The 1,774-nt window shown below is 39.3% G+C and carries 2 protein-coding genes; both read left to right on the plus strand.

Translation table 11 applies throughout. The features are described 5' to 3' along the window. A partial coding sequence (locus AC1DUA_RS36210; protein WP_477504332.1) for a sensor histidine kinase occupies window positions 1-1,433 on the plus strand: 1,433 nt, incomplete at its 5' end. Window position 1,434: 1 nt separating this feature from the next. Further along, window positions 1,435-1,774, plus strand: a 340-nt coding sequence (locus AC1DUA_RS36215; protein WP_477504333.1) for a response regulator, incomplete at its 3' end; no start/stop codon positions are given.

Below are 1,774 nucleotides of genomic sequence, written 5' to 3' on the forward strand. Positions count from 1 at the left end.
CCCTGCTAACTATGGACGGGCAATTATTCTCTAGTTATTCCTATTATGAGTTTGATCCCTCAAATTTTAAAAAAGAAGCTTGGTTTGATGATATCGCCAGATTGTCTGCATTGGACACGCTTTTTTTAGGCGTTCAACCGAATTATTTGAAGTCCAGGGTAGAAGAGAATGCCTACGTAATCATGACAGCTCGAGTGCTGATGGATAACTCTGGGAAACCATTTGCCTATTTGATCGTAAGCCGTATGGAGAATACGTTCAGTACTATTTTCGACAAATTTTCTGAGGAAATTTTCCTGCTGGATACGAGCAACCATATACTGTCTCACAGAGATAAGAAATACATTGGGGATAACTTCCTAAACTTAATTCAGGAAGGTGTCGTAAAATCTCCTGAGATTATTCGCTTAGGCGGGAAAGCACACCTCTATGCGTCGACACCACTTCGTCACGCAGGTTGGACTTTGGTCAGCCTTACTCCGTACGAACAATTAACCGATAAATTAACTAACATAACTCGATGTGGTTTGATTTTACAAGTGCTTTTTGTAGTTGTATTCATCCTCCTACTCGCCTACTTGCTACGTAAATTTACAAAACCAATTCAAGTACTTGGTGAAGTTGCGCTTAAGGTTGAAGGTGGGGATATAGAAGTGAGATCTAACATAAGAGGAGGGGATGAAGTTGGACGTCTGGGTCACGCTTTTGATCATATGCTTGACCGTTTACTCCAGATGCTCACACAAGTCAAACTTGAACAAGAGCTTAAGCGGCAAGCCGAGATCGAGATGCTGCATGCGCAAATTCACCCTCATTTTTTGTTCAATGTATTAAGCTCCATTCGTTTAAAACTGCTATTGAAAGATGATGAAGAGAACGCCGAACTAGTCGGATCTTTGTCAACTTTATTACGTTCTAGCATTGCCACGAAGCAGGAATTTGTGTCTTTGCTTGTTGAGGTTGAGATGGCCAAGCAGTATATGGTATTGATGAACTTTACTATGCGGCATCCAGTCGTTTCTCGCATTCATGTTAATCCCGAATTGCTTCCGGAATCTGTGCCAAGATTTATTCTGCAGCCAATCATTGAAAATGCTTATAAGCATGGTTTTACTGGTAAAAGCGGATGTATTACGATAAATGCGGACAAAGTTGAAGAAAACTTACTGATTTCGGTTAAGGATAATGGGCTTGGTATGGATGCTATAACATTGAGTGACTTACAGGAACGATTAATTCTGAACAAAAGACAAATTATTGAAGAATCAGCTGATAATGGTACTAAACATATTTCAGGTATAGGGCTAACTAATGTGTATGAACGTCTAAAGTTAATTTATGGGGAGCAGTTTCAGATGACGATACAAAGCGAGAATAATCTTGGTACCCAGATTGTAATGATCTTCCCAATGATAAAAATGGAGAATAAATAACATGTATAAGGTTATTATCGCTGACGATCATATGCCTGTTATTGACTACTTGAGGGCAAAAATCCCTTGGCAAGAACTCGGATTGGAGCTTATTGAAGCTTGTTCGGATGGAGAAGAAGCGGTTCATGCTTGCAAAATTCTTCCGCCTGATATTCTAATTACCGATATCGGTATGCCGATCATGAATGGATTAGATGTAATTGAAGAGGCTAGAAAAATCAATCCTGGATTAAAAACTATCATTTTGTCTTGTCATGAAGATTTTCAATTTGCTCAGAGGGCGGTAAAGTTGAGTGTTAATGACTATATTTTAAAAGAGACTCTACGCATAGAGCAGCTGG

This window comes from Paenibacillus sp. 01T422 (assembly GCF_056398785.1).